Source organism: Cupriavidus sp. P-10 (assembly GCF_003402535.2).
In the GTDB taxonomy this organism is placed as follows: domain Bacteria; phylum Pseudomonadota; class Gammaproteobacteria; order Burkholderiales; family Burkholderiaceae; genus Cupriavidus.
In genome coordinates this window covers 85584-112049 of the sequence record NZ_AP025171.1, presented here as the reverse complement: position 1 = coordinate 112049, position 26466 = coordinate 85584, and the positions used below count along the sequence as shown (strand labels likewise).

General features: G+C 67.7%; 21 protein-coding genes and 1 pseudogene. 13 read left to right on the top strand and 9 right to left on the bottom strand.

Going from position 1 to position 26466, the window contains the following annotated elements:
* Nucleotides 1–350: 350 nt before the first annotated feature.
* Complete coding sequence (locus CTP10_RS17650) at nt 351–671, top strand: PadR family transcriptional regulator (protein ID WP_116323690.1); 321 nt, start codon at nt 351–353, stop codon at nt 669–671.
* Nucleotides 672–748: 77 nt separating this feature from the next.
* Here CTP10_RS17650 and CTP10_RS17645 read toward each other — a convergent pair whose 3' ends face one another.
* Nucleotides 749–3928, bottom strand: a complete 3180-nt coding sequence (locus tag CTP10_RS17645; RefSeq protein WP_116323689.1) for a bifunctional diguanylate cyclase/phosphodiesterase — start codon at nt 3926–3928, stop codon at nt 749–751.
* Between the two features lie 333 nt (nt 3929–4261).
* Here CTP10_RS17645 and CTP10_RS17640 point away from each other — a divergent pair, with 333 nt between their 5' ends.
* On the top strand, nt 4262–6253 hold the full coding sequence (locus tag CTP10_RS17640; protein WP_116323688.1) for a sensor domain-containing diguanylate cyclase: 1992 nt from the start codon (nt 4262–4264) through the stop codon (nt 6251–6253).
* A gap of 21 nt (nt 6254–6274) precedes the next feature.
* On the opposite strand, the gene CTP10_RS17635 is transcribed toward CTP10_RS17640, so the two are convergent.
* Nucleotides 6275–6661, bottom strand: coding sequence for a hypothetical protein (locus CTP10_RS17635; protein WP_116323687.1), 387 nt, complete (start codon nt 6659–6661; stop codon nt 6275–6277).
* A gap of 475 nt (nt 6662–7136) precedes the next feature.
* Between CTP10_RS17635 and CTP10_RS17630 the strand changes: the two genes are divergently transcribed.
* The 3 genes and pseudogenes from CTP10_RS17630 to CTP10_RS17620 all read left to right on the top strand — a co-directional run bounded on the left by CTP10_RS17630 (nt 7137) and on the right by CTP10_RS17620 (nt 9496).
* Nucleotides 7137–7487: a four-helix bundle copper-binding protein gene (locus CTP10_RS17630; RefSeq protein ID WP_116323686.1), complete on the top strand. Its 351-nt coding sequence runs from the start codon at nt 7137–7139 to the stop codon at nt 7485–7487.
* A gap of 209 nt (nt 7488–7696) precedes the next feature.
* Nucleotides 7697–8618, top strand: a pseudogene (locus CTP10_RS17625) (lyase family protein); the annotation flags it as partial.
* A 113-nt stretch (nt 8619–8731) separates the two neighbouring features.
* The gene (locus CTP10_RS17620; RefSeq protein ID WP_116323685.1) at nt 8732–9496 is read left to right on the top strand and encodes an SDR family oxidoreductase; all 765 of its coding nucleotides are present in this window, start codon (nt 8732–8734) and stop codon (nt 9494–9496) included.
* 21 nt (nt 9497–9517) lie between these two features.
* On the opposite strand, the gene CTP10_RS17615 is transcribed toward CTP10_RS17620, so the two are convergent.
* The gene (locus CTP10_RS17615) at nt 9518–9859 is read right to left on the bottom strand and encodes a hypothetical protein (protein WP_233528462.1); all 342 of its coding nucleotides are present in this window, start codon (nt 9857–9859) and stop codon (nt 9518–9520) included.
* A 446-nt stretch (nt 9860–10305) separates the two neighbouring features.
* Here CTP10_RS17615 and CTP10_RS17610 point away from each other — a divergent pair, with 446 nt between their 5' ends.
* From CTP10_RS17610 to CTP10_RS17600, 3 genes are all read left to right on the top strand, one after another.
* A complete protein-coding gene (locus CTP10_RS17610) occupies nt 10306–11619 on the top strand; it encodes an MFS family transporter (protein ID WP_116323684.1) in 1314 nt (437 codons plus the stop codon).
* A 106-nt stretch (nt 11620–11725) separates the two neighbouring features.
* Nucleotides 11726–12646, top strand: coding sequence for a LysR family transcriptional regulator (locus CTP10_RS17605; protein WP_116323683.1), 921 nt, complete (start codon nt 11726–11728; stop codon nt 12644–12646).
* A gap of 120 nt (nt 12647–12766) precedes the next feature.
* Complete coding sequence (locus CTP10_RS17600; RefSeq protein ID WP_116323682.1) at nt 12767–13240, top strand: aminoacyl-tRNA deacylase; 474 nt, start codon at nt 12767–12769, stop codon at nt 13238–13240.
* Between the two features lie 55 nt (nt 13241–13295).
* Here the strand turns inward: CTP10_RS17600 and eutC are convergent, their stop codons facing one another.
* Complete coding sequence (eutC, locus tag CTP10_RS17595; protein WP_116323681.1) at nt 13296–14117, bottom strand: ethanolamine ammonia-lyase subunit EutC; 822 nt, start codon at nt 14115–14117, stop codon at nt 13296–13298.
* A gap of 64 nt (nt 14118–14181) precedes the next feature.
* Nucleotides 14182–15564, bottom strand: coding sequence for an ethanolamine ammonia-lyase subunit EutB (locus CTP10_RS17590; RefSeq protein ID WP_116323680.1), 1383 nt, complete (start codon nt 15562–15564; stop codon nt 14182–14184).
* 229 nt (nt 15565–15793) lie between these two features.
* Here CTP10_RS17590 and CTP10_RS17585 point away from each other — a divergent pair, with 229 nt between their 5' ends.
* Complete coding sequence (locus CTP10_RS17585; protein ID WP_116323679.1) at nt 15794–16831, top strand: AI-2E family transporter; 1038 nt, start codon at nt 15794–15796, stop codon at nt 16829–16831.
* Between the two features lie 148 nt (nt 16832–16979).
* Here CTP10_RS17585 and CTP10_RS17580 read toward each other — a convergent pair whose 3' ends face one another.
* On the bottom strand, nt 16980–17651 hold the full coding sequence (locus CTP10_RS17580; protein ID WP_116323678.1) for a FadR/GntR family transcriptional regulator: 672 nt from the start codon (nt 17649–17651) through the stop codon (nt 16980–16982).
* A 181-nt stretch (nt 17652–17832) separates the two neighbouring features.
* On the opposite strand from CTP10_RS17580, the gene CTP10_RS17575 reads away from it, so the two are divergent.
* The 4 genes from CTP10_RS17575 to CTP10_RS17560 all read left to right on the top strand — a co-directional run bounded on the left by CTP10_RS17575 (nt 17833) and on the right by CTP10_RS17560 (nt 22622).
* Nucleotides 17833–18615, top strand: coding sequence for a (Fe-S)-binding protein (locus CTP10_RS17575; RefSeq protein WP_116323677.1), 783 nt, complete (start codon nt 17833–17835; stop codon nt 18613–18615).
* Entirely contained in the window at nt 18612–19331 is a 720-nt protein-coding gene (locus tag CTP10_RS17570; RefSeq protein WP_116323676.1) for a LutC/YkgG family protein, read from the top strand. The genes CTP10_RS17575 and CTP10_RS17570 overlap by 4 nt, the downstream gene beginning before the upstream one ends.
* Nucleotides 19328–20773, top strand: coding sequence for a LutB/LldF family L-lactate oxidation iron-sulfur protein (locus CTP10_RS17565; RefSeq protein ID WP_116323675.1), 1446 nt, complete (start codon nt 19328–19330; stop codon nt 20771–20773). Before CTP10_RS17570 ends, CTP10_RS17565 begins: the two co-directional genes overlap by 4 nt.
* A gap of 148 nt (nt 20774–20921) precedes the next feature.
* Nucleotides 20922–22622, top strand: coding sequence for a lactate permease LctP family transporter (locus CTP10_RS17560; protein WP_116323674.1), 1701 nt, complete (start codon nt 20922–20924; stop codon nt 22620–22622).
* Nucleotides 22623–22715: 93 nt separating this feature from the next.
* Here CTP10_RS17560 and CTP10_RS17555 read toward each other — a convergent pair whose 3' ends face one another.
* The 3 genes from CTP10_RS17555 to CTP10_RS17545 all read right to left on the bottom strand — a co-directional run bounded on the left by CTP10_RS17555 (nt 22716) and on the right by CTP10_RS17545 (nt 26369).
* Nucleotides 22716–23846: a CaiB/BaiF CoA transferase family protein gene (locus tag CTP10_RS17555; RefSeq protein WP_116323673.1), complete on the bottom strand. Its 1131-nt coding sequence runs from the start codon at nt 23844–23846 to the stop codon at nt 22716–22718.
* A 41-nt stretch (nt 23847–23887) separates the two neighbouring features.
* Complete coding sequence (locus CTP10_RS17550) at nt 23888–24862, bottom strand: Bug family tripartite tricarboxylate transporter substrate binding protein (protein WP_116323672.1); 975 nt, start codon at nt 24860–24862, stop codon at nt 23888–23890.
* Nucleotides 24863–24977: 115 nt separating this feature from the next.
* The gene (locus tag CTP10_RS17545; RefSeq protein ID WP_271815723.1) at nt 24978–26369 is read right to left on the bottom strand and encodes an IS4 family transposase; all 1392 of its coding nucleotides are present in this window, start codon (nt 26367–26369) and stop codon (nt 24978–24980) included.
* Nucleotides 26370–26466: the final 97 nt, after the last annotated feature.

Here is a 26466-nt window from a genome sequence, read left to right as displayed (position 1 = left end):
CCCTTTTGGGCACAATGACAGACAATTTCCCAGCGTTCCAGTCGAACTGCCTTCACCCATACCCCTCCCTAGGAGGGGTGCCGAAACAGACAGGTGACAACCCGTATTCAATTAAATTAAACTCTGGTCTGCGCCAGAGTTAATTGACCCCTCCGACGCATTCCCGACAGCCGCCAGGAACCCTGGCGGCTTCTTTTTTGCCCGCCCGGTTTAAAGTGCGCTATCAGGCATCATGGCACGTTAAAATCGCGGCACCGCTGCTGCATTTGCCGGCGCAACGTCTGCAAACCCAAACATCCTGCCCGCCGCCCGCGTCAACCGCCGGGACGGCTGCCGCGTTGCCAGATTTCATGAAACGACAGTTTTTGGGCTTGCTTGCCCGCGTCTACGTCCTGCAATTTGCCCTGGAAGTCCCCGCCACGGTCGCCATGCTCGCCGACATGCTGCTGGAGTACGGCTTCCAGGTCGACATTGGCACTGTGCGACCCTTGCTGCGCGCCTTGCAGATGGAGGGTTACCTCGAAAGCGTGTTGCGCGACGGCATTGGCCGCGTCTACCTGCTGACCGAGCGCGGCCGCGAGGAACTGGCGGCCAGCCGCCAGCGCATCGACGAACTGTATCGCCGCCTGCACGCAGACGTTCCCACTCCCGACACGCCGCGCCAAGCCTGACCAGTTTGCGCGTTCCCACGCCTCCACCAAGCCTGAGCGTACCCGTTTCTGCGGGCTCGCCGTCCGGCGCGGGCAGCCTATTGCCGCAGTGTGGCCTCGTTGGCCAGCGGCGATCCCAGGCCAGTCTCCAGCAACTGGCGCAAGGCCGGCGGCGGCACCGCCTGGCAGAACAGGAAGCCCTGCACGCCGTCGCAGCCCTGCGACCGCAGGAACTCGAACTGCGCCGCGGTTTCGACCCCTTCGGCAACCACCTTCAGGTGCAGCTGGTGCCCGAGCGCGATGATCGCGGCGGCCACCGCCTGGTCGTGACCGGGCGTAGCTACGTCGTCGACAAAGGACTTGTCGATCTTGAGCCGGTCGATCGGCAGCCGGGTCAGGTAGTTGAGGCCGGAATAGCCGGTGCCGAAATCGTCGATCGACAGCGCCACGCCAAGCGCGCGCAGCCGGCGGAAGGTTTCGATAGTGGTCTCGCCGCCGTCGACGAGAATGCCTTCGGTGACCTCGATCACCAGTTGCTGCGGCGGCAGCCCAGCCTGCTCCAGGCAGCGCGCCACGGTGTCCGGGAAGCCGGCCTGGCGCAGCTGCAGCGGTGAGATATTGACCGCCACCTCGATATCGCGGCCCAGCGCCTGGCGCAGCGCCTGGATTTCGCGGCAGGCGGTGGCCAGCGTCCATTCGCCCAGCGGCGCGACCAGGCCGCTTTGCTCGGCGATGGGGATGAACTCGGACGGCTTCATCGGACCGCGCTCGGGTGTTTCCCAGGCAACCAGCGCCTCGACGCCGGTGATCGCCAGCGTGGCGGTATCGACGATGGGCTGGTAGCGCAGCCGGAATTCGTTGCCGGCCAGTGCACGGCGCAGCAGGCCTTCTATGGTGAAGCGTGCCAGCGAGGCTTCCGCCATCGACGCGGCAAAGCGGCACAGCTGCGCGCGGCCACCCTGCTTGGCGGCATAGACCGCGGCGTCGGCGGACTTCATCAGTTCGGTCAGGGAATCGCCGTCGTCGGGGAAGATCGCCATGCCGATCGACGGGGTCACGCGCAGACGCTGCCCGCCGGCCTGCAGTTCTTCATTGACGCGCGCCTGGATCTTGGCGGCGATCAATTCGGCTTCGCTGTCGTCGCGCAGACCGCCCAGCACCACGCCGAATTCGTCGCCGCCCATGCGCGCCACCAGGTCGCCCTGGCGCACGGCGCCCTTGAGGCGGTCGGCCATGGTACGCAGCACGTCGTCGCCGACCGGGTGGCCAAGCGAATCGTTGATGTGCTTGAAGTGGTCCAGGTCCAGCAGCAACAATGCCACGCGTTCGCCATGGCGGCGCGCGTGCAGCAGCACGGGTTGCGCGCGTTCGTTGAGCTCGGCGCGATTGGGCAGGGCGGTCAGCGGATCGTGCAGCGCCAGGTGGCGGATATATTCGTCGACGCGGCGGCGCTCGGTCAGGTCGTAGGCGATGGCCTGGTAGCCTGCCGGCGCGCCGTCCGGCTGCGCGGCCAGTGCCGACACCGCTACCTGCACCGGCAGGCGCGAGCCGCCCTTGCGCACCCACGTCCATTCGCGTTCGTCGGTCAGGCCGAGCCGGGCCTTGGCGACCAGCGCGGACATGCCGGGCGCTACCGGTTCGCCCAGCTCCTGGCTGAGCGCGCGCGCGTGCGCGGCCAGTTCGTCGGCGAGATGCAGCCCGGTGACCGGCATGCGGCCGACCAGCTCGGCAGTGGCGTACCACAGCATGCGGATGCCCGCCGCATTGACGCTGGTGACCACGCCGTCGTCGCCGAAGGTGATGACGCCGAAACTGGCATGGTCGACCAGCCCGGCATAGCGCGCCGCCTGGTGAGCGGCGGCCTGTTGCGCGCGGTGCTGCAGCTCCAGGTCCGTGATGGCCCACAGCCAGTGAGCGCCGCCCTCGGCGCCGGGCAGGTGCGCGGCGCTGGCGCGCAGCGGGAAACGACTGCCGTCGCTGCGCACACCGGTCAGTTCGCGCTGCGCGGCGCCGCGCGCCACGCCGGCGCCATCGGCACCGTCCGCGACACCGGTGGCACCGGGCGCAAGCATATCCAGGTTGCGCCCGACCAGGTCAGCCGGCGCGATGCCGAACAGCTTGCCGGCGCGATCGCTGGCACGCACGACCGTGCCGTTGGCATCGGTGAGGACAAAGGCATCAGCGGATTGCGCCATGCATGCCTGCAGCATGGCGTTGTCATCCTCCCAGGCGTGGACTGCCTGGGCCTCGCGTTGCCGGGCCGTGCGGCGCTGGCGGGCCAGCGCATAGATCAGGCCGGCCAGCGCCAGCGAGGCCAGCGCGCCCGCGGCGAGCACGATATAACCGTGGCGCGGGCCATATGCCGCCTCGAAGGCGGGACGCGTGGCCGCGCGCAGCGTCCACGCGGCGCCACCGTAGTGGACCTGGCGCTCGCCGCGCAGCAGCGGGTCGTTGCCGTCATCGCGATGCGCGATGCCAGCCGTGTCCGAGAGCAGCGGGCCGGGCGTGGCAGGCGTACCCTCATGCAGCGACAGCTCCAGGTCCGCCTGTGCCGGCGCGCCGACCCCGCGCATCAGGTCGCCCAGGCGCAGCGATACATAGACATAGCCGACCACCGCCTGGCGCCGCTGCGCCAGCGTGCTGGCGGCCACACCGCCACCGTAGACCGGCAGGAACAGCAGCGCGCCGCGCTGGCGTTCCACCGCCTCGGACTCGCGCACCAGGTCCAGCCCGCGCGTCAGCCGGGGCTCGCCGCTGTCGCGCGCCGCTTCCAGCGCGGCGCGTCGGGACGGATCGGACAACAAGTCGAAGCCGGCGGCGCGGGCGTTGCGCCCGGCCAGCGGCTCCACATAGAGGATGGGCGCGTAGAGGCTGCGCGGGCCGGCGGGACGGATCCAGTAATCGGTCAGGCCATCGGCGCGCGCGGCCGCGATCAGGGGTTCGACCTGCGGCGGTGCCGTGAGCGGTGCGTAGCCGATCGACTGCGTGCCGGGCGGCAGTTCATCGAGCTGGGCGGTATAGAGATAATTGCGCCATTGCGCGCGCGAGGTTGCCGGATTGGCGGTCATCAGGCCAGCCACGCCGCGCAGCAGCCGTTCGTTCTCGAGCATGCGCTCGCGCAGTGCGCTGCTGGCCTGGCTCAGTTGCGCATCGAAATGCTGCTGGGCGAGCCGCTGCTCGAATTGCTGTACCTGGCGCCATGCCCCCGCAGTCAGCAGCGCCCCGCCTGCCGCGACCAGCAGCGACATCAAGGCAGGGGGAAGCGCAGTCAGTCTCATGGTCTTCGATAGCGTCTGACGCCGGCGACGCGCCTGCCGCGAGGCTGGCCAGCGCCCGGGAAACGGCTGCGTGCCTAGCGATAACGCGGCACTATACCGCGCCCGATGCACCAGGCACAGCCCCCTGTGCCAGCGATTTCCCAAACGGGTGAAGGGTGCAAGCCCCACGGCTACGCATGTCCCGACAGCCCCACATTGCGTGCCGGCCATGCCGCGATGCGCTATGGTAGCTTGTAGCCATGCCTCGCCGGCCCCCCACCCGGCGTGCCGCGCCATCCTGCAATCGACCTGGCGCTTGCCTTGCGCCCACCTCGCGATTCACCTCGCGCCCACATGCCTGTCTATACGCCAACGCTGAAAGCGCGCATTGCCCTCATCACCACCGTGCTGGCCGCGGTATTCGGCACCGGTATCGTGCTGGTCGCGCTGTATGACGCGCACCGCGACCTGCATGATGCGCTGCAGGACCAGCAGGACTCGGTGGTCAAGCTCACCGCCGACCAGCTCGACACCGCCATGTCGGACCGCATCATGCTGCTGTCGCACCAGGCCACGCAGCTCGGCGGCCTGCTGGCGCAGGCGCACGGCGCGCAAGCCGGCGCAATACGGCAGCAGGCGCTGCAGACGCTGTCCAAGGCGATCCCCGTGCCGGCCGCCTTCAATGCGCTGCTGGTCGCGGACGTGCAAGGCAATATCGTCAACAATATCGGTTCCGGCGCGGAAGTGAGCGATCGCGGCTATTTCCGCGAAGCCGCGCGCACGCTCGCGCCGGTGGTCTCGCCGCCGATCCGCTCGCGCACCACCGGCGAGGTCGGCATCATGGTGGCCGTGCCGGTCCTGTCGCCGCAGAAGACCTTCGTCGGGATCGTGGGAGGCTGGCTGGACATGGCGAGTGCCAACTTCATGGTCGAGATCCTGCACAACCGGCTCGGCACCACGGGCTACTACTGCCTGGTCTCGGCCGGACGCGACCCGGTCTATATCCGCCATCCGGACCCCGCGCAGGCGCGCCAGCCGGCGCTGAGCGTGGGCGACAGCTGCGGCGAGGACGACAGCCCGGCGCCGCTGGAATTCCTGACGCCGGTGCGCCCGGTGATTGCGCGCTACCTGATGTCGAGCACAGGCTGGGAACTGGTGGCGCTGCTGCCGGCGCGCGAAGCCTATGCCCCGCTGCGGCAGATGCAGCAGCGCTTCCTTGGGCTGGCCGGCCTGGCGCTGGCGCTCGTGGCCATGCTGATCTGGCTGGCGGTGCGGCGCCAGCTGGCACCGCTGACCCGCCTGCACAAGGTGGTGCTGGCCAGCGCCAACGACCTGTCGGCGTTCGAGCGGCTGCCGGCGCGACCGCAGCGCGACGAGATCGGCGACCTGTCGCGCGCCTTCGTCAAGCTGATGCGCGACGTGCGCGAGCGCCGCCAGGCGCTGGATCGCAGCGAGCGGCGCCTACGCGCGGTGACCGACACGCTGCCGTCGCTGCTGGCGTTTATCGATCCTGACGAGCGCTACGTCTTCAACAACATCGCCTATGAGCATGTGTTCGGCCTCAAGCTCGACGAGCTGCGCGGCAAGGCGGTGCGCGAGGTGCTGGGCGAAGCCCGCTACGCGCGCGCGCAGCCCTTTCTGCAGCGCGCGCTGGCCGGCACCGCGGTGACCTTCGAGTCCGAGGACCAGGACCCGGAGTACCACTGCATGGAGACCAGCCTGCGGCCGGAATGGAGCGCGGACGGCAGCGAAGTGGTCGGCGTGCATATCCACGTGCAGGACATCACCCAGCGCAAGCTCGAAACCCTGCGCCTGGCGCGCATGTCCCGCACCGATCACCTGACCCAGCTGATGAACCGCAGCGCCTTCGAAGGCCAGCTGCAGGCTGCCATGGCGCGCAGCCGCGAGCACGGCAGCCTGATGGCGCTGCTGTACCTGGACATGGACCGCTTCAAGGCGGTCAACGACATCCACGGCCATGCCGCCGGCGACCAGCTGCTGCAGGCGTTCGCGCAACGCGTGCGCGCCTGCGTGCGGGCGGCCGACACCGTCGCCCGGCTGGGTGGCGATGAATTTGCCGTGGTACTGGAAGACCTTGCGCAGCCGGCGGCGGCCCGCCGCGTGGCGCAGGCGATCCTGCACGCAATGGACGAGCCGTTCAGCGTCGAAGGCGTGTCGGCTGACGTCGACGTCAGCATCGGCGTCGCGCTTTACCATGGCGGGCCGGCGCAGGACCGCGAGCTGATGCGGCTCGCGGACGTGCTGCTGTACCAGGCCAAGGGCGCCGGGCGCGGACGCTACGAAATCGGTCCGCCGGAACTGGCCGGCGAACTCAGCCGCCAGTGAGGCGGGAGGCCCGGAGGCCCGTCAGTGCAGTGTGCCGCCGGGCTTGCCGGGCATGGCATCGGCAGTTGCCGCACCGCTGCCTTCCGGCTCGAACGGAACATGGCGCCCGTCGCTGGACTGGTAGCCGAGCTGGGCGTCGGCGCCCAGCATTTTTTCCCAGGCAATCATGGCCTGCGCCACGGCCTCGGGGGCGCCCTTGAACACCACCACGTCGTTGCCGCAGCCGGGGCATTCGCCGCCGAACACGGCGTCGATGCCCGGCAGTCCCGGTACGTTCAGGGTGTCGAACTGCTTGAACGCAGTCTTGCAGTGCCCGCAGACCAGCTGCGCCGGACGCAAGGCCTCGATCTTCGCGCGCGCCTGTGCCGCACGCTCTTCGGGGGTGCCCCGTTTCTTTGCCTCGCCCATGATGTCCTTCCTTCCCGTGCTGCCGGTGTGCTTGCCCCGGCGCGGCCACGGCGGCCGCGCGGTGCGGTGTGTTGTTGGGTGGCCATCTGCCGGCCTGTCGCGCGCCCTGCCGGAGGGCCCGGGCTTGCGTTGTTGTCTGCGGCTTCCTGTTAGATGCGGTTGGGGGGACGGTGGTGCCCGACGGCCGCGCCGGGTGCCGGGCACGATACCCGTGGCCTGCCATCGGGAACGCTTCGCGCAGGTCGCATTGTAACCAGCACGGCGCTGCAAGTACCGGGCCCGCAGGATCGACTTGCGCCTGCTATTGTGGATAACGATGCCCCGTGCCGGCGCCTTTGCGGCGACCGCGTCACCGCGGGACATCGCATGGAACCGCGCTCGCCGCCGCCGGGCGGCGCGGGGTGGGCCCGCGCCCGCGGGCAACGCGCCGGCATTCACGGTTCCATCCCACCTACCCCCGAAGGAGGACGCCCCGATGATCCGACCCACCGTGCAGGAAAACGCCGCCCGCTACGCCGACTGCATCGCCGCGTGCAACGCCTGTGCGGCCGCCGCGCTCAAGTGCGCCGCGGCCTGCCTGGAAGAGCAGGACGTGCGCAGGATGGCGCGCTGCATCGCGCTGGACATGGATGTCGCCGGCATCGCGCAACTGGCCGCCTCGTACATGCTGCGCAACAGCGAGTTCGCGCAGCTGGTCTGCGAGGACTGCGCCGAAGTCTGCAAGTGGTGCAAGGAAGAATGCGAGCACCATAACGCCGAACACTGCCAGGAATGCGCGCGGGCCTGCGCGGTATGCATGGAGCAGTGCCTCAAGATGACAGCGTAGCCCGGCGCAGCCTCGTTCCGGCCTCCGGCCTGCCGTGTCGGTCGCCCTCGCGGTTGACCCGGCGGACAGCATGGACTTGACCGCGCGCTGCACACCTGCGGCGTAATCTGGCGGACCGCACGGCGTCAGGCAGCCTGACATGCCGGTGCCCGCATTCCGCCACGTTCCTTCCATTTGGCAATAGCGGACGCCCGCAGCGGCGTCCCTTGGAACAGCTGCTGCCGGCACTGGAGCAGCTGCAGCAGACCTTCGCGCGCAAGGTGGAGGCTTTCGCCGATATCGTCAAGGTGGGCCGCACGCACCTGCAGGACGCGGTGCCGCTGACGCTGGGCCAGGAGTTTTCGGGCTACATGACGCAGGTCGCCGATGCGCAATCGCGGCTGCAACAGGCCATGCTGCGAGCGATGCCGGTGGCGCAGGGCGGCACCGCGGTCGGCACCGGGCTGAACGCGCCGCACGGCTTCGCCGCGGGCCTTCGCGCGCGCGCTGGCCGACTACACCGGCCTGCCGTTCGAGCCCGCGCCCAACCGCTACGCGCTGCAGGCCTCGCATGACGCGCTGGCCGACCTGTCGGGCGCGCTCAACACCACCGCCTCGTCATTCCTGAAGATCGCGCGCGATTTCATGCTGCTGGGCTCCGGGCCGCGCGCCGGCTTCGCCGAGCTGATCCTGCCGGCCAACGAGCCGGGCTCGTCGATCATGCCGGGCAAGGTCAATCCGACCCAGGCGGAGGCGCTGGCCATGGTGTGCTGCCGCGTGATCGGCAACCACACCACGGTGACGCTGGCCAACGGCCTGGGCACGCTGGAGCTGAATGCGTACAAGCCGGTGATCATCTACAGCCTGCTGCAGTCGGTGAGCCTGCTGGCCGGGGCGGCGTCGAGCTTTGCCGAGCATATGGTCGAGGGCGTCGAAGCCGACCGCGAACGCATAGCCGAGCTGCTGGATCGCTCGCTGATGCCGGTCACGGCGCTCAACCCGCACATCGGCTACGACAAGGCCGCCGAAATAGCCAAGCTGGCGGTGCAGCGCAACCTGTCGCTGCGGGAAGCGGCCATCGCGTCCGGACATGTGACCGAGGAGCAATTCCGGCAATGGATCGACCTGGAAGGGATGACGCGGGAGGTGTAAGACGCATCAACCGGGCGATTGTTGATCGCTGTTGCCTGATCCTTTTGCTTTAGGCGTATTTATCCAATCGTCGCCAACATCCATGATGAAGGCATCTCAACACGGAGCCCATCATGCAACGCGATCAAGACCAACAAACCAGTGCCACCCCGCGCCGTGCCGCCCTTGTGACCGGCGCTTCGCGCGGCATCGGGCGCGCCATCGCACTGCGCCTGGCGGCCGATGGCTTCGACGTGGCCATCGGCTACGCCGGCAGCACGGCGCGCGCCGATGAAACCGTGGCCGCGGCACGCGAAGCCGGCGTCAATGCCGTCGCGATCCAGGGCGACGTGGCGCAGCCGCAGGACGTGGCGCGCCTGTTCGACACGACGCAGCAGGCGTTCGGCCGCCTCGACGTGGTCGTCCACAGCGCCGGCATCATGCCGATGGCGCCGGTGGCCCCCGGCAGCCTCGACGCCTTCGACCAGACCATTGCCACCAACCTGCGCGGCGCCTTCCTGGTGCTGGGCGAAGCGGGCGCGCGCCTGGGCCAGGGCGGCCGCATCGTCGCGCTGTCCACCAGCGTGATCGCGCGTGCGTTGCCCGGCTACGGGCCTTACATCGCGGCCAAGGCCGGCGTAGAAGGCCTGGTGCGCGTGCTGGCCAACGAGCTGCGCGGGCGCGGCATTAGCGTGAACGCGGTGGCGCCTGGGCCGGTCGCCACGGAACTGTTCCTGGAAGGCAAGACCGAGGTGCAGATCGAGCAATTGTCGAAGGCGGCGCCGCTGGAGCGGTTGGGCACGCCCGAGGACATTGCCGGCGCGGTGTCGTTCCTGGCCGGTCCGGAGGGCGGCTGGGTCAACGCGCAGGTGCTGCGCGTCAACGGCGGCTTCGCCTGAAACGGTGCGCCGGCTGGATGTTTAGCCCGGCGCGCTGGCCGACAAGTCGCAGCGCTGGCGCGCGAGCGAGTCGCGCGAATAGCCATGGCGTACGCGCAACTGGTGCTCCACGGCGTCGGCCTGGTCCAGGCACGCGAACACCAGGTCGTCCTTGAAACGCTGCGATACGCCTTTGAGGCGCGGCGCTTCGTAGGCGACCTGGCGCGCGCGGCAGCGCAGGAACAGCAGCGTCTCCTGCGTGGCGGCAACCAGCTGGTCATGCTCGATCCGCTTGCATTCGACCAGGTCCTGGGCGGACGCGCTGGCGCTGGCGCCGGCAACGAGCAAAAGCGGGCACAACCAGCGGCGCATCAAGCGGTGCATGGCAAACGGGGGCGCGTCAGGCCAGTGGAAGATATGCCTCGCATCATTGCCCAGAGCCGCGTTCTGTGCAAGGGAGGCGGCGCCCGGAAAGCCGTCACGGGCGGCCGAAGCGCGGGATACACTGTCCCGCTGGCTGGACAATCGCCCGCAAACCCTGATGGCACCGTGTCTGGCCCCGTCGCATGATGCACCGCCGCACAGGCCAGGGGTGGGCAGGACCTGGCCAGCGCGTTACGCTTGACTGGCAAATGCGCCGCAGCGCGCGCAGTTCACGCCCCAGACCGACGGGCTTTTCACGCCCGGCCTTCCCCGTGTTCCCCATGCCAAGGTCCGCCATCCGCGCCGGCCCTCGCCGGCATGGTCCTGCTTTTGGCCCTTGCGCCGCCGCATTGCAATTGGGACTGACCCGCGGTTGTTCCGCTCCGCCCTGACTGCAACACAACAACATGACCGATCTCTCTGCAACCTCCGCCCAGACCGGCGGCCCGAGCCGCGATGAAGTGCGCAAGCGCATCTATGCGATCGTCGCCGCATCATCGGGCAACCTGGTCGAATGGTTCGACTTCTACATCTATGCGTTCTGCGCGATCTATTTCGCGCCGTCGTTCTTTCCCAAGTCCGATCCCACCGCACAGCTGCTGAACACCGCCGGCGTGTTTGCCGCCGGCTTCCTGATGCGGCCCATCGGTGGCTGGCTGTTCGGCACCATCGCCGACCGCCACGGTCGCAAGAATTCGATGCTGATCTCGGTGGTCATGATGTGCGCCGGCTCGCTGCTGATCGCCGGCCTGCCAACCTATGACAGCATCGGCAACTGGGCTCCCGCGCTGCTGCTGCTCGCGCGCCTGATCCAGGGCCTGTCGGTGGGCGGCGAGTATGGCACCACCGCCACCTACATGAGCGAGGTCGCGCTGCGCGGGCGGCGCGGCTTCTTCTCGTCGTTCCAGTACGTGACGCTGATCGGCGGCCAGTTGCTGGCGGTGCTGGTGGTGGTGATCCTGCAGCAGCTGCTGGACGAGGCAGAGCTGAAGGCCTGGGGCTGGCGCATCCCGTTCGTGATCGGCTCGATCACCGCAGTCGTCGCGCTGTTCCTGCGCCGCACGCTGCACGAGACCTCCTCGGCGGCCAGCCGCGGCAGCAAGGAGGCCGGCAGCGTCGCCGAGCTGTTCCGCAACCACAAGGCGGCGTTCTTCACGGTGCTGGGCTATACCGCCGGCGGTTCGCTGATCTTCTACACATTCACCACGTACATGCAGAAGTACCTGGTCAATACCGCCGGCATGTCGATCAAGACCGCCAGCTACGTGATGACCGGATGCCTGTTCCTGTACATGTGCATGCAGCCGGTGTTCGGCGCCTTGTCCGACCGCATCGGCCGGCGCAGCAACATGCTGATGTTCGGTGCGCTCGGCACGTTGTTCACGGTGCCGATCCTGACCGCACTCGGCTCGGTGAGCAGCCCCGAACTGGCCTTCGTGCTGATCGCCGTGGCACTGGCCATCGTCAGCTTCTATACCTCGATCAGCGGCATCGTGAAGGCCGAGATGTTCCCGGCCGAAGTGCGCGCGCTCGGCGTGGGCCTGGCCTACGCCATTGCCAATGCGATCTTCGGCGGCTCGGCTGAATACGTGGCGCTCGGCATGAAGACCCTCGGCCACGAGACCTCGTTCTACTGGTACGTGACGGCGATGATGGCGATCGCCTTCCTGGTGAGCCTGCGCCTGCCGCGCCAGGCAAAGTACCTGCACCACGAGCACTGAGCCCGGCCAAGGCGGCGCGCACGGCAACCGCGCGCGCCGGCATGGCAATATACGGGGCCGGCAGCTGCCACACGGCGCTGCCGGCCCATTTTCATTCTTTCGAGCCATGGACCTCAACGCCCTGCGCCTGTTCGTCGACATCGTCGACGCCGGCAACCTGAGCGCGGCCGCGCGCAAGCTCAAGATGACGCGCGCCAATGTCAGCTACCGGCTGAAGGCGCTCGAAGAAGAGCTGGGCGTGCAGCTGCTGCGCCGGACCACCCGCCATGTCGAGCCCACGCCCGTGGGCGCGGGCCTCTACGAGCACGGCCGCAATATCCTTGGCGAGGTGGCGGCCGCCAATGCGCTGATCAGCAACATGGGCAAGAGCCTGCAGGGCCATGTGCGGCTGTCGGTGCCCACGGGCCTGGGCCATACGCTGCTGTCGCCGCTGCTGGTCCAGTTCAAGCAGCGCTATCCCGATATCACCCTCGACGTAGTCTTCGACAACCGCGTGCACAACCTGGTGTCCGAGGATGTGGACGTGGCGTTGCGCATCATCTCCACGCCGCCCGATTCGGTCATCGCCACCGAGATCGGCGCGGTGGACTGGGTCATCTGCGCGTCGCCCGCTTACCTGGCCAACCATCCCGCACCCCAGTCGCTCGCCGACCTGCAGGCGCATGGGATCGTGTGCGCCTCGCCGGTCGGGCAAAAGCTGAAGGTCGCGGGAACGCGGCCCGGCAGCGACGCGGAAGCCCGCGATCAGGTAGTGCTGGAACCGACGCTCAGTTCCGACAATTTCGGATTCCTGAAGGAAGCGGTGGTGGCCGGCCTGGGCGTCGGCATCACGCCGATCTACGCGATCGGCGAAGAGCTGGCGAACGGCGGGCTGGTGCAGTTGCTGCCGGATTACCGCATCAGCGTGTTCGGCAGCCGGCTGTACATGCTGACCATGCCAAACCGCTACCAGACGCTGGCCACGCGCTATCTGCTGAACTTCCTGAAAACCGAACTGCAGGCGGTGTGGCCGCGGCTGCACGCCTAGCGGCGCATGGCGGACCCGGGTCCCGCCCATCGGGCACCCGGAGCCGTTGGGCACGGCGCCAGGCACTATATTAGGAGCACAAGGATAACTGTAGGTGTATCCCTGTCCTGAGGAGCAACCATGGCCCTGTCTAGCACGCTCGCAAACTGCCTGAGCAGCAAGAATACCCAGTACGACATTATCCGCCACCCCTACACCCTCAGCAGCATGGCCACTGCCGAGGCGGCGCACGTTCCCGGAGACCGTCTGGCCAAGACCCTGTTGCTCGAGGACGAGCGCGGCTATGTCGCTGCCGTGATCCCTTCGAGCCATCACCTGCAGATGTCAGCCATCTGCGAACAGACCGGCCGCAACCTGGTGCTCGCGCATGAGGATGAAATCCGCGAGATCTTCAAGGATTGCGATCTCGGCGCGATTCCGCCGGTCGCCATGGCCTATGGCATGCAGACCTATGTGGACGACAGCCTGATGCAGCAGCCCGAGGTGTATTTCGAAGGCGGCGACCACCAGGAACTGGTTCACATGACACGGGACCAGTTCATGGACCTGATGTCGGATGCCACGCCCGGCAAATTTTCGCGCCGCATGATGTAGCGCGGCTATGTTGCGCTGCGGCCACCGCGGATCCTTCCCCGGTGGCCGTTTTTCTCTATGGACGATTCTGCAGCGGTGCCGCCGGCGGCGCCTCGCCGGGCAGTGCATGCTCGCTGTCGTCTTTCAGGTCCACGCCCGAGCGCCCCAGCGCCACGGCACCGCGCAGCAGTAACGCCAGGCGTTGCGCGGCCAGCGCGTAGGACAGCCCTTCGGGCCGTACATTGGAGATGCAGTTGCGCTCGGCATCGGTGCGGCCGGGTTTCGGGGCGTAGGTCAGGTAGATGCCGAGGCTGTCGGGCGAACTCAGCCCGGGCCGCTCGCCGATCAGCATTACCACCTGCCGCGCACCCAGCGCGGCACCGATGTCGTCGCCCAGCGCGACACGCGATTGCTCCGCCACCACCACCGGTCCGATGCGCCAGTCCTGCGGCAGCCGCTGGCGCGTCGCTTCCAGTACCGCCACGGCGTGCGTCTGCGCGGCCAGTGCCGAGAGTCCGTCGGCGATCACGAACACGACATCGGGCGCCTGCTGCGGGCGCGCAGCGGCCAGGCGCTGCCTGCTGCCGTCATCGAGACGCCGGCCGAGGTCCGGGCGCCGCAGGTAATGCGTGCGGTCGGGCGCCGCGCTGTGGACGAGCACGTGGTCAAGCCCGGCCTGCAGCAGCACCTTGCTCATGGCGTCGAGGTCCAGCGGCAGGTGCACGGCATCGCGCGCCTGCGCATGGGCCAGCCCGAACGCCAGCACGGCATCGGTGGTCTGGCTGTGGCCGGTGCGGCCCAGCGCGATGCGTGCGCGGGTGAACTGGCGCAGGCGCTGCCATGGATCGGCATCGTGCGAATCGGGGGTGTTGGCGGCGGGCGAAGTGGGCTCGGTCATGGCGTGGCGGGAAACACGGCGTGGCGGGAAAAATGGCTTGGCACCGGCATCCAACAGGCCGGCCCTAGAGGTTGTGCGCCATCTGCAGCAACGGCTGGCGTGCGGAAGGCTCCAGCAGGCGGCCGGTGGCATCGGCAATGCCCATGCGCTGCAGCCATTGCTCGAACTCCGGCGCCGGGCGCAGGCCCAGCACTTCGCGCAGGTACAGCGCGTCGTGGAACGAAGTGCTCTGGTAGTTCAGCATGATGTCGTCGGCACCCGGCACGCCCATGATGAAATTGATGCCGGCCACGCCGAACAGCGTCAGCAGCGTGTCCATGTCGTCCTGGTCGGCCTCGGCATGGTTGGTGTAGCAGATGTCGCAGCCCATCGGCACGCCCATCAGCTTGCCGCAGAAGTGGTCCTCCAGTCCGGCGCGGATGATCTGCTTGCCGTCGTACAGGTATTCCGGCCCGATAAAGCCCACCACCGTATTGACCAGTAGCGGCGAGAAGGCGCGCGCCACGGCGTAGGCGCGCGCCTCCATGGTCTGCTGGTCGACCCCATGGTGCGCATTGGCCGACAGCGCGCTGCCTTGCCCGGTTTCGAAATACATGACGTTATCGCCGACGGTGCCGCGCGCCAGTCCCTGCGCGGCGTCGTGCGCTTCGGCCAGCAGCGCCAGGCTGATGCCGAAGGCCGTATTGGCGCGTTCGCTGCCCGCCACCGACTGGAACACCAGGTCGACCGGCGCGCCCTGCCCGATCGCGCGCAGCGTGTTGGTGACATGGGTGAGCACACAGGACTGCGTCGGGATATCGAAGCGGCTGCGCAGCGCATCGATCATGTGCAACAGCGAGACGATGGCGCCCAGGTTGTCCGATGCCGGGTTGATGCCGATGGTGGCGTCGCCACAGCCGTACAGCAGGCCATCGATGACGGAAGCGGCGATGCCCTTGGGGTCGTCGGTAGGATGGTTGGGCTGCAGCCGCACCGCCAGCCGCCCCGGCAGGCCGACAGTACTGCGAAAGCGCGTCACCACCTGGCATTTGCGCGCCACCGCCACCAGGTCCTGGTTGCGCATCAGCTTGCTGACCGCGGCCGCGATCTCCGGGGTGATGCCCGGTGCGATGCGCGCCAGCGTGGCGGTGTCGGTCTCGTGCCGCAGCAGCCAGTTGCGCAGGTCGCCGACCGTGGTGGCACCGATCGCGGCAAACGCGGAGGCATCGTGCCGGTCGACGATCAGGCGCGTGACTTCGTCCTGTTCATAGGGCACCAGCGCCTCGTTGAGGAACCGGGCCAGGGGCACGTCGGCCAGCGCCAGGCGCGCGGCCATCCGCTCCTGCTCGCTGGCGGCGGCGATGCCGGCCAGGGCATCGCCGGAGCGGGCCGGGCTGGCCTTGGCCAGCAACGTGCGCAGGTCGTCGAAGACATGGCGCTGGCTGCCAATGGTGTGGATATATGCCATGGGAATGCCGTTCCGATATCGGGGCCGATGCCCCTAATATAGCGGACGCGATCATCCCGCACGCCCCGGGCATTCCGGGCCTGCAGCAAACTGGTCGTCCCCACCATCCGGCCCGCCAACACCGACCGGCTCGGGGGCAATCGTCCCGCTACTTGCCTAACCCCGCCACCGCCCCGACAATCGAGCGCTAGCCTGGCCAAATCCCATCAATGCCGGAGGGACCGTAAACATGAAAGACCCCGACCCGACCAACGCCCCGCGTCTGCTGCCGGCCGCGTGGTATAGCGTCGGTGCCGTCGCCTATGTCCTGACCGCTCTGGCGCTCTGGACGGTGCTCCATGTCAACCTGGTGGCAGCGTTGTTGTCCGGGCTCCTGCTGTATTCGCTGGTGGATGTGCTGGCGCCGCGGCTGAAGCGGCTGAACCAGCGGCACGATGCGCTGGCGGTGGCGATCCTGTCGGCGCTAATCCTGCTTGGGCTGTCGCTGGCCGGCTGGCTGCTGGTGCGCTTTGTCAGCGGGGAAGGGAATACGCTGGATGGCCTGCTCAATCATGTCGCGGACATCATCGACCAGTCGCGCGGACAGTTGCCGCCGTGGCTCAGTGATGCGCTGCCCAACGGCGTGGACGAGCTGGCCAATGCGTTGATCGAAGCACTGCGCGCGCATGCGGCCATGGCGCAGAAGCTGGGGGCGGAGGTGTTGCGCACGCTGGTGCATATCCTGATCGGCCTTGTGATCGGCGCGATGGTGGCGCTTTACCGCGCGGTGGCGCGGCCGAACCGCCGGCCGTTGGCAGCGGCGCTGGTGGCGCGGGCGCGAACGCTGCAGCAGGCGTTCTCGCAGTTCATCTTTGCGCAGATCCAGATCTCGACGATCAATACCGTACTGACCGCGCTCTACCTGCTGCTGGTGCTGCCGCTGTTCGGCGTGCACCTGCCCCTGTCGAAGACGCTGGTGGTCATTACCTTCGTGGCCGGCTTGCTCCCGGTGCTGGGCAACCTGATTTCCAACACGGCCATCGTGGTGGCGTCGCTGTCAGTGTCGCTGCCGATCGCGGTGGCATCGCTGGTGTTCCTGGTGGTGATCCACAAGCTGGAGTATTTCCTGAACGCCCGCATCATCGGGGCGCGCATCCAGGCGGCGGCGTGGGAGCTGCTGATGGTGATGCTGTTGATGGAGACGCTGTTCGGCATCCCCGGCGTGATTGCCGGGCCGATCTTCTACGCCTACCTGAAACGGGAATTGGCCGGTGCCGGCCTGATATGACCGGCGCCCTGGCCTTTGCCCGCAGGACAACGCAGCGGGACAAAGCGGTCACGCAGGCATGGAGCAAAGTGCTGCAGCCGTCGCTGGCACTGGAGACAGTGCCGATTCCCGCGCCGTAGCGCGCGCTGGTCGGACCAATTTCGCAGACTCAGCCGCCGTCCTGCTCCACCCGGCTGCGCACGAAATCAATATGCGTCTGCATGGCCGTGCGTGCCTCTTCCGGCCGGCGCGCGCAGATCGCGTCGCATAGCGTGCGGTGCTGCAGCAGCAACAGTTCCGAGGCGCTGTCGTCCTGCTCGCGCAGCCCGGTGCCGTTGATGGTGATGTGTTCGCGCAGCATGCCGATCACGCTGGTATGCAGGTGCAGGAACATGGTGTTGTGCGAGGCCAGCGCGATGGCGTCATGCAGGCGCGCATCGGCATCGGCCTCGGCTTCCTTGTCGTCGGCGGTGCGGGCGCGTTCGAGTTCGGCCATCAGGGTGCGGATGCGCTTGACGTCGGCGGCGTCGGCGCGCAGCGCGGCGAAGTAGGCAGTCGCGCCTTCCAGAACGCGGCGGAATTCCAGGATGTCGTCGCGCAGCGCGGGATGGTCGGCCACCAGCTGGCCCCATGGCGACGCGATGCCGGCACGCAGCTGGTCGGTGGCGTAGACGCCCGCGCCGTGCCGGCTTTGCAGCAGGCCGCGCGCGGCCAGGCGCTGGATGGCTTCGCGCACGGTGTTGCGCGCCACCGCGTACTGCTCCGCCAGCACGCGCTCGGCCGGCAGCCGCGTACCCGGCGGCCAGGTGCCGTCGAGCAGCGCGGTTTCCATCTGGCGCATGACCGCCTCCACACGCCCGCGGGTGCGCCCGCTCCTTTGTGCCGCCACCGTCATGCCGTCCGCCCCGTTCCCCTCGCCCCGCAGATTGGTCCAACCAATTTGAACCGCCGCTCGGAAGCGGGAATTATGCGCCCAAATGTGCGACGCCAGCAGCGCAACCCCAGCACATCCGGAGCGAGACATGAAGGATCGTCAGTACCCCACCGGCCCTGCCCCCACGCAGGCCTACCTGTTTGCCACCTGCCTGGTCGACCTGTTCGTGCCGCAGGCCGGGCTCGACGCCGTGCGGCTGCTCGAGCGCGAAGGCCTCACCGTACACTTCCCGCGTGCGCAGAGCTGCTGCGGCCAGCCGGCCTACAGCAGCGGCAACCCCGATGCCGCGCGTGCAGTGGCGCGCGCGCAGCTGGACCTGTTCAGCCAGCCGTGGCCGGTGATCGTGCCGTCGGGTTCGTGCGCCGGCATGATGCGCCACCACTGGCCGCAATTGTTCGCCGACGATCCGGCGGCCGGCCCGAAGGCGCGCGCACTGGCCGAGCGCATCTACGAGCTGGGCGAATTCCTGCTCCATGTGCTCCATGTCGATTTCCACGATGCCACGCCGCCGGGCCAGGCGGCTGAGCGGATCGTGCTGCATACCTCCTGCGGCGCCCGCCGCGAAATGGGTACGCGCCAGCATGGCGTGGCGCTGGTCGATGCATTGCCGGGCGTGACCCGCGTCGAGCATGCGCGCGAATCGGAATGCTGCGGCTTCGGCGGCACGTTCTCGCTCAAGCATCCCGATATCTCCGGCGCGATGGTGCGCGACAAGGTTGCGTCCGCCTGCGCCACCGGCTGCGAGCGGCTGGTGTCGGCCGACTGCGGCTGCCTGCTCAATATCGGCCACACCGCCGCGCACGACGGTGCGCCGCTGCAGGTCGAGCACCTGGCCAGCTTCCTGTGGCGTCGTACCGGAGGTGCCGCATGAGCACGCCCGGCGCCCGCGAACGCATGCTCGGCCGGCTGCGTGCCGCCGCCCCCGCACCTGCGTCCTCCACCGCTGAACTGGATCGCCGCATCGATGGCCATTTCGAGGCGCGCCGGCACGGCGCTCCGACCGTCGACGAGCTGGTCAATGCATTGGTCAACGCAATGCGCACCGCACTGGAAGCCTCGCACGCGGAAGTCTGGTGCACCGATGAACAAGCCTGGCCCGCGCTGCTGGCCACGGCGCTGGCCGAAGCCGGCGTCCGGCGCCTGCTGCTCGATCCGTCAAGCCGCGCCGGCGCGGCGCTCGCCGCCGCACTGCCGGCGCAGGTCGAAGCCATCGGCTACGACCGTCCCATCGAAGCCTGGAAAGCAGAACTGTTCGACACCGTCGACGCCGGTTTCACCGTGGCGCGCTCTGGCATTGCGGCCACCGGCACGCTGATCGTTGCACCGGATGCGGGTTCACCGCGCACGGTATCGCTGGTGCCGCCGCTGCATGTGGCGCTGGTGCGCGCATCCACGCTGCACCAGGACCTGCACTTGGCCGCGCGCGCCGAACGCTGGCGCGACGGCATGCCGACCAACCTGGTGATGATCTCGGGCCCGTCCAAGACTTCCGATATCCAGCAGACGCTTGCCTACGGTGCGCACGGCCCGCGCCGGCTGTGGGTCGTCATCGTGCAGGACATCGACCATACGGAGGCCGCGCAATGAGCCAGAGCACGCTGCATTTCGTCGCGCCGCAAGACTTCAAGGCGCGTGCGCGCGAGGCGCTGGACGACCCCAAGCTGCGCCAGAGCTTCCGCGGCGCGATGGACTTCCTGCAGGGCAAACGGCTGGCTCAGTTTCCCGATGCCGATGAACTGGAACGGCTGCGCGACCTGGGCGAAGCGGTACGCCAGCACGCGCTCGCCAACCTGCCGGACCTGCTGGTGGCGCTGGAAGACAAGCTCACCGCCGCCGGCGTGCAGGTCCACTGGGCTGAGACCGCCGACGACGCCAACCGCATCATCCACGGCATCGCGGCAGCAAGGCAGGCCAGGCGCGTGATCAAGGGCAAGTCGATGGCCAGCGAGGAAATCGAGCTGAACCATTACCTGGCCGAGCGCGGCGTCGAATGCATCGAGTCGGACATGGGCGAGTACATCGTCCAGCTGGCGGGCGAGAAGCCGTCGCATATCGTGATGCCGGCGATCCACAAGACCAAGGGCGACATCGCCACGCTGTTCGAGCAGCATATCCCCGACACGCCCTATACCGAGGACGTCGACGCGCTGATCCAGACCGGCCGCCGCGCGCTGCGGCACGCGTTCGTCGGCGCCGACATCGGCCTGTCCGGTGTCAACTTCGCCGCGGCGGATACCGGCACGCTGTGGCTGGTCGAGAACGAAGGCAACGGCCGGCTTTCCACCACGGTGCCCGATGTGCATATCGCCATCATGGGCATGGAAAAGGTGGTGGCGAAGCTCGAGCACATCGTGCCATTGTCGAGCCTGCTGACGCGCTCGGCCACGGGCCAGGCCATTACCACGTATTTCAACCTGATCTCCGGCCCGCGCCGCGACGGCGAGCGCGACGGCCCGCGCGAGGTGCACCTGGTACTGCTCGACAACGGGCGTACGCAGGCCTATGCCGATGCACAGCTGCGCGCCACGCTGCAGTGCATCCGCTGCGGCGCGTGCATGAACCACTGCCCGGTCTATACGCGCATCGGCGGCCATGCCTATGGCACCACCTATCCCGGGCCGATCGGCAAGATCATCTCGCCGCATTTGCTGGGACTCGAGGCCACCGCTGACCTGCCCACCGCATCCAGCTTGTGCGGGGCCTGCGGCGAGGTATGCCCGGTGCGCATCCCGATCCCGCAATTGCTGGTGCGCCTGCGTACCGAAGCCAACCGCGATCCCGAGGAACGGGTGGCCAATCCGCTGCGCGGCCAGGGCGCGAAGTACAGCAAGGGTGAGCACCTGGTGTGGCGGTTCTGGAGCGGGGCGTATTCGCACCCGTCCACTTACCGGCTGTTCCGTTGGGCGGCCACGCGGCTGCGCGCGCTCGCGCCGTCGAAGCAGATGGGATGGACCCAGCATCGCACGCCGCTGAAGCCGGCGGCGAAGAGCCTGGCGGATCTGCTCAAGGAGAAGGGGCAGCCGGAGTAGGCGCCGCCCTGAGCTTGTCAGCTGTCGATTGTGTGCTCCCTCTCCCGCTTGCGGGAGAGGGGAGCAAACCAGCGGTTGCTCTCATGCCGCCGCGATTGCCAGAACTACAAAGATTTTTCGAAACACCACTGAAGTAGGAGACTAAGCCGTGCAACCCTGGACCCAACTCTATACGCCGCTAGGCAGCCTGTGGCTGTCGGCGCTGGCGGCGGCCATTCCCATCCTGTTCTTCTTCTTCGCGCTGGCCGTGTGGCGCATGAAGGGCCATGCCGCCGCCGCGGTGACGTTGCTGCTGGCGCTCGGCGTGGCGATCTTCGCGTACGGCATGCCGGTGCAGCAGGCGCTGGCCGCGGCCGGCTTCGGCTTTGCCTACGGCCTGTGGCCGATCGCATGGATCATCGTGACCGCGGTGTTCCTCTACAAGATCGTGGTCAAGACGGGCCAGTTCGACATCATCCGTGCCTCGGTGCTGTCGATCACCGACGACCAGCGCCTGCAGATGCTGCTGATCGGCTTTGCCTTCGGCGCCTTCCTGGAAGGTGCGGCAGGCTTCGGCGCGCCGGTGGCGATCACCGCAGCGCTGCTGGTCGGCCTGGGCTTCAATCCGCTGTATGCCGCGGGCCTGTGCCTGATCGCCAATACCGCGCCGGTGGCGTTTGGCGCGATGGGAATTCCCATCATCGTGGCCGGGCAGGTCACGGGCATCGATCCCTTCCTTATCGGCGCGATGGCCGGCCGCCAACTGCCGCTGCTGTCGCTGCTGGTGCCGTTCTGGCTGGTGTTCATGATGGACGGCGCCAAGGGCGTGCGCGAGACCTGGCCGGCGGCGCTGGTGTGCGGCGGCAGCTTTGCGGTGACGCAGTACTTCACTTCCAACCATATCGGGCCGGAACTGCCGGACATCACCTCTGCGCTGGTCAGCCTGGTGTCGCTGGCGGCGTTCCTGAAGGTCTGGCAGCCGCGCAGCGCTTCGCAGCGCGCGGGCGGCACGGCCAGCGGCGGCACCGTGGCGCTGGCCGGCTTCGGCGGTGGCTTTGGCGCTGCCCCGGTGAGCCGCAAGGCATCGCCCTACACGCTGGCGCAAACGCTGCGGGCCTGGGCACCGTTCGGCATCCTGACGGCTATCGTCACGGTATGGAGCCTGCAGCCGTTCAAGGCACTGTTCGCCGCCAATGGCGTGCTGGCGGGCACGGTGCTGAAGTTCAAGGTGCCGGGGCTGGACCAGATGGTGATCAAGGCCGCGCCGATCGTGGCGACGCCCAAGGCGTATGACGCCGTGCTGAAGCTGGACCTGCTGTCCGCCGTGGGCACCGCGATCCTGCTGACCGCGCTGATCTCGGCGGTGCTGCTGCGCATGAAGCCGCGCGACCTGGTTGCCACCTTCGGCGAGACGCTGGTGGAACTGGCGCGCCCGGTGCTGTCGATCGGGCTGGTGCTGGCCTTTGCCTTCGTCGCCAACTACTCCGGCATGTCCTCGACGCTGGCGCTGCTGCTGGCCGGCACCGGCGCCGCGTTCCCGTTCTTCTCGCCGTTCCTCGGCTGGCTGGGCGTGTTCCTGACCGGATCGGATACGTCGTCCAACGCGCTGTTCTGCGCACTGCAGAACACGACGGCACATCAGATCGGTGTATCGGACACGCTGATGGTGGCGGCCAACACCACCGGCGGCGTGACCGCGAAGATGATCTCGCCGCAATCGATCGCGGTGGCCTGCGCGGCGACGGGGCTGGTTGGCAAGGAGTCGGAGCTGTTCCGATTTACCGTGAAGCACAGCCTGCTGTTTGCGGTGATCATCGGAATCATCACTGTGGTACAGGCCTATCTGTTGCCGGGGATGATTCCGGGCTGAGGTGTGCCAAAGAAGCTGCGGCTCAAGTGCCTTTGACCAGGCTGTGGCGCCGGCACTGGGCCGCGGCCTGCAGGCGCCGCAGGCCGTAGGGACCTACTGGCCGTCCGAGAGAAACGCGTCCCCCTCGCTCAACGGCGCATACCGGTAACTCGCCGGCGTCCGGCTCAGCTTGACCGGCGCGCCCAGGCCCTTGTAGCCGCCTTCCATTTCCACCACCATCTCGCGGTGCAGCGTATGTGGATGCTGCAGGGCGTCGGCAACGGACAGCACCGGTGCGCACGGCACGCCCGCGGCGACCAGCGTGTCGGCCAGCGTCTTGCCATCGTGCTTGCGCAGGTGTGTCTCCAGTTCGGCCTTCAGCGCCACGCGGTTCACCGAACGCGCACCCGCGGTGGCATAGCGTTCGTCATCTGCCAGCACCGGCACCTGCAGGTGTTCGCACAGGATGCGGAACTGCCGGTCATTGCCGACCGCGAGGAAGATCGGGTCGGTGGCAGTGGCCACGGTGTCGTACGGGTAGATGTTCGGATGCGCGTTACCGGTACGCTGCGGGGTCTTGCCGCTCATGAACCAGTTGGCCGCATGCGGATGCAGCAACGACAGGCCGGAGTCATACAGTGCCGCCTCGACGAACTGCCCGCGCCCGCTGCGCGCTCGCTCCTGCAACGCCAGCAGCACGCCGATCGCGGCATTCAGTCCGGTGACCATGTCGACCACCGGCAAACCCACGCGCAACGCATCGCCGTCGGCTTCGCCGTTGATGCTCATGATGCCGGACATCGCCTGGATCGCTGCATCGTAGCCGGGCAGGCCGCCCAGCGGGCCATCCGCGCCGAAGCCCGACACGCGGCAATGCACCAGCCGCGGGAAGCGCGCCGACAGTACGTCATAGCCCAGCCCCCACTTCTCCATCGTGCCGGTCTTGAAGTTCTCGACCAGTACGTCGGCATCGGCCAGCAGGGCCAGCAGGACTTCGCGCCCGCCTTCCGTGGTCAGGTTCAGCCGCATCACCCGCTTGTTGCGGTTCAGGCCGAAGTAGTACGACGCCACGCCGTCCTTGAACGGCGGGCCCCAGGTACGGGTGTCGTCGCCCTGGGGCGGTTCGATCTTGAGCACGTCGGCACCGTGGTCGCCGAGAATCTGGCCGCAGTACGGGCCGCCCAGGATGCGCGACAGGTCGACCACGCGGATGCCGGCAAGCGCGCCGGGGCTGGATTGGGTCATGGCTGGCTCCTCTTTGCTTAGTCGCTTGGTCGCTTGGTCACCTAGTCAAGCTGCGCGCCGGACTTCTGCACCACGGCGCGCCACTTGCCGACCTCGGCCTTGACGAAGCCCCCAAGCTGCTCCGGCGTGGTCGACGGCGCGAATTCCAGGCCTTGCGCCTGCAGCGTCTTGCGCACCTCGGGCTGCTTGAGCGCATCGGCGAAGGCGCGGTTGAGCTTGCCGATCACTTCGGGCGGCGTGCCCGCCGGCGCCACCACGCCGAAGAAGACCGAGACGTCAAAACCCGGCACTCCCTGTTCGGCGACAGTCGGCACATCCGGCAGCGCCTGCGAGCGCGCCTTGGTGGTGACGCCCAGCGCGCGCACCTTGCCGCTCTTGATAAAGGGCATCGCGGTCAGCACGTCGGTGAAGGTCATGCTGACCTGGCCGCCGAGCAGGTCGTTCAGCGCCGGGCCGGTGCCCTTGTACGGGATATGCTGGAAGTCGGTGCCGGTGACGTTGTTGAACAGCACGCCGGCGAGGTGGGACGACGCGCCGTTGCCGGACGAGGCATAGGTCAGCTTGCCCGGATGCGCCTTGCCGTAGGCGATCAGCTCGTTGACGTTCTTCGCCGGCACCGAGGGGTTCACCACCAGCACGTTGGGCAGCTGGCCGATCTGGATGACCGGGGCAAAGCTCTTGACCGGGTCGTAGTTGATCTTGCGATAGAGGCTGACGTTGATCGCCAGCGGCGCCGAGGTGCCGAACATCAGCGTGTAGCCGTCAGGCTCGGCGCGCGCGACCACTTCCGCGCCGATATTGCCGCCGGCGCCTGCGCGGTTTTCCACCACCACCGGCTGGCCCAGGCTGGTCTTGAGCGCGGCGGCCAGCGTGCGCGCCATGGCGTCGGTCGGACCGCCCGGCGGGTAGGTAACGACCATCATGATGGGCTTGGTCGGGAAGTCCTTCTGCGCGAAGGCGGGGGCGATGCAGAGCGAGCACGCGGCAATGGCCGCGAAGCGGTGCCAGAGTTTCATGGCGTTGTCTCCTGGTGTAGGACGTCTCCCGCGGGGGCGGGATGGTTGGGGCATCTTCGGGGCGGGGTGCTCCCTCTCCCGCCAGCGCTTGCCTTTACCCACAACTTGCGGCGGCTTACTCGTCTTTCTGGAAGATCCGATACATTTCGGTGATTTCGTGCAGGGCGAGGAAGCCGCGCCAGAGGACGGTGGCTCCCGGGGGATCGTCGTTTTTGCGACCCAGGTAGCCACCGAGCTTGGCGATCCAAAGGACCGCGTCGCTGAGTTTTGGCGCCTCTTCCGGTGGCTTGGTTGTGCCGTGCGTGCGGCAGTACAAGGCCCGCCATTCGAGCGGTTGCAGTAGCACCGAGCAAGGGATATCGGCTTCGAGCCGGCCCAGCATGGTCGCGTACATAATGCGCCAGCCGATCACGGCGAACAGCGCCGTAGCACGTAGGAACCGCTCCAGCGTCCCGAACTGCCGCGCTTCGATCTGGCAGCCACTCTTCAGGACACGATGCCAGGATTCAATGGTCCAGCGCCGGGCATACCAGCTCAGTCGCTCCAGCGCATCTTCCAGCGTTTGGGTAGGCATTGAACTGAGCAACATCCATTCGAGCGGCTCAACGCCTTGGGGCGGCTCGATCTCCAGCGCGTGAATGGCAAACACTTCGAGACTCGGTAGATCCTCTGCACCGCGGCTGCGCGGCGGTCGCAGTTGGACGGGCACACAACGCAAAGCCAGTCGGGCGCTACGCGCCTGCCTGGCGCCGCTCCTGGGCACGTGCAATACGGTCTCTCCAAGTACAGGAGCCGCAGCAACCGTCTCCCACAGATACTTCTCTGGGTGGTCCACGCCTCGATTCCAGGCGGCCCGCACCAACCAGTCCACCCCCGCTGGGCGCGGCGCCAGGAACACGTCGTACACATCGCCCTCGCGATCGCTGACGGCAACAAGGTGCGTGTCCGGACACTGCATCTTGAGCGGCTCAAGGCATTCCAGCCCCTCCAGCCACTTCACGCTTTCCTTGTCACGAATGGACAGCGCCCGGCGCTGCCCGGCCTTGCCCGATGCTTGCGGCGCACGCACCCACGTCTTCATGCTCAACACGCCCAGTGGCAGGCCTTCAGGCGTCACCGCCAGCACGCTGTGCAACATGAATCCGTGCAAATTGCCGCCCGTGCCGTGACCAAGTCCCTCAGTCGCGGGCAAATTTGCCAGATTGAATTCCGTGGTGTCCTGCACCGCCAGTACGACAGGTACCCGCTGCATGCGACCCACGGTTTGAGCGACGTGGCTCGCCAGGATTCCGTCCGGGTCGACCGCCTCATTATCAAAGAAGCGATATGCCGCCTTGAGTTGGGCACCACTCAAGGCCTGCGGGAACGAAACATGGGCTTTTTGCGCCAGTCCGCGCGCCAATGCCACAAGGCGCTGCGTGCGACGCGCATCGCCCAATTGTGCGCCACTGAATTCGTCGCTGGCCCAGTCTTCGAGATCTTCCGTATCCGGCAAAATTGCCACCACTGATTGTCAACTTCACACGAAGTTAACACCGTCCAATCCGGTTTACAACCTTTCCAATCGAGATGTGGGTAAAGGCAAGCGCCAGCGGGAGGGGGGG

Coding starts and splice junctions, on each gene's coding strand:
- CTP10_RS17650 (WP_116323690.1), top strand. CDS start 351: ATGAAACGACAGTTTTTGGGCTTGCTTGCCCGCGTCTACGTCCTGCAA.
- CTP10_RS17645 (WP_116323689.1), bottom strand. CDS start 3,928: ATGAGACTGACTGCGCTTCCCCCTGCCTTGATGTCGCTGCTGGTCGCG.
- CTP10_RS17640 (WP_116323688.1), top strand. CDS start 4,262: ATGCCTGTCTATACGCCAACGCTGAAAGCGCGCATTGCCCTCATCACC.
- CTP10_RS17635 (WP_116323687.1), bottom strand. CDS start 6,661: ATGGGCGAGGCAAAGAAACGGGGCACCCCCGAAGAGCGTGCGGCACAG.
- CTP10_RS17630 (WP_116323686.1), top strand. CDS start 7,137: ATGATCCGACCCACCGTGCAGGAAAACGCCGCCCGCTACGCCGACTGC.
- CTP10_RS17620 (WP_116323685.1), top strand. CDS start 8,732: ATGCAACGCGATCAAGACCAACAAACCAGTGCCACCCCGCGCCGTGCC.
- CTP10_RS17615 (WP_233528462.1), bottom strand. CDS start 9,859: ATGCACCGCTTGATGCGCCGCTGGTTGTGCCCGCTTTTGCTCGTTGCC.
- CTP10_RS17610 (WP_116323684.1), top strand. CDS start 10,306: ATGACCGATCTCTCTGCAACCTCCGCCCAGACCGGCGGCCCGAGCCGC.
- CTP10_RS17605 (WP_116323683.1), top strand. CDS start 11,726: ATGGACCTCAACGCCCTGCGCCTGTTCGTCGACATCGTCGACGCCGGC.
- CTP10_RS17600 (WP_116323682.1), top strand. CDS start 12,767: ATGGCCCTGTCTAGCACGCTCGCAAACTGCCTGAGCAGCAAGAATACC.
- eutC (WP_116323681.1), bottom strand. CDS start 14,117: ATGACCGAGCCCACTTCGCCCGCCGCCAACACCCCCGATTCGCACGAT.
- CTP10_RS17590 (WP_116323680.1), bottom strand. CDS start 15,564: ATGGCATATATCCACACCATTGGCAGCCAGCGCCATGTCTTCGACGAC.
- CTP10_RS17585 (WP_116323679.1), top strand. CDS start 15,794: ATGAAAGACCCCGACCCGACCAACGCCCCGCGTCTGCTGCCGGCCGCG.
- CTP10_RS17580 (WP_116323678.1), bottom strand. CDS start 17,651: ATGCGCCAGATGGAAACCGCGCTGCTCGACGGCACCTGGCCGCCGGGT.
- CTP10_RS17575 (WP_116323677.1), top strand. CDS start 17,833: ATGAAGGATCGTCAGTACCCCACCGGCCCTGCCCCCACGCAGGCCTAC.
- CTP10_RS17570 (WP_116323676.1), top strand. CDS start 18,612: ATGAGCACGCCCGGCGCCCGCGAACGCATGCTCGGCCGGCTGCGTGCC.
- CTP10_RS17565 (WP_116323675.1), top strand. CDS start 19,328: ATGAGCCAGAGCACGCTGCATTTCGTCGCGCCGCAAGACTTCAAGGCG.
- CTP10_RS17555 (WP_116323673.1), bottom strand. CDS start 23,846: ATGACCCAATCCAGCCCCGGCGCGCTTGCCGGCATCCGCGTGGTCGAC.
- CTP10_RS17550 (WP_116323672.1), bottom strand. CDS start 24,862: ATGAAACTCTGGCACCGCTTCGCGGCCATTGCCGCGTGCTCGCTCTGC.